Source organism: Marseilla massiliensis, assembly GCF_016899955.1.
GTDB lineage: Bacteria > Bacteroidota > Bacteroidia > Bacteroidales > Bacteroidaceae > Prevotella > Prevotella intestinigallinarum.
Window position 1 is genome coordinate 1 of record NZ_JACJJL010000103.1, and the last position, 480, is coordinate 480.

Consider the following 480-nt stretch of genomic DNA (forward strand, 5'->3'; position numbering starts at 1 on the left):
CACCTGAAATCCGCCTACGAGAAGTACCGGCTTCCCGAAGGCGTTGACCCTAAGGGGATCCGTGTGGCGAAAGACCACACCGACAACAAGTGGAAGGTGTACGTGGACATGGGCGACAAGGGCAAGACCGCCCGGCACGAAATCTCCTTTGACGACGGCTATTCGCTTTTCAAGACCCGCACCGCCACACGCGAGCAGATTGCGGCCAAGTACCTCACCCCGGAAATCAACGGGCTGCTCTCGGCCCAGACCAACAGGCTGGAGAAATCAAACTCAATGAAAATATAAGACGAATCATTTTTGAATCAGAACCGACAAGTATTAACATCAAAAGAACAGGAATATGTCAGCAACAATGAATCACGAGGAGCTGGTAGAACTCCTCCAGGAAGGCAAGATAGGCTATCTCCGCTTCGTGCTGGAGGGCGAGAACGGACAGGACTATCTGGAGTGGTGCCGTGCGCACGGCACGGACCCTTC

At 54.0% G+C, this 480-nt stretch carries 1 pseudogene; it reads left to right on the forward strand.

Annotation, left to right across the window (positions count from 1 at the left end):
• Nucleotides 1–288, forward strand: a pseudogene (locus H6B30_RS16095) (MutS N-terminal domain-containing protein); the annotation flags it as partial.
• Nucleotides 289–480 lie beyond the last annotated feature (192 nt).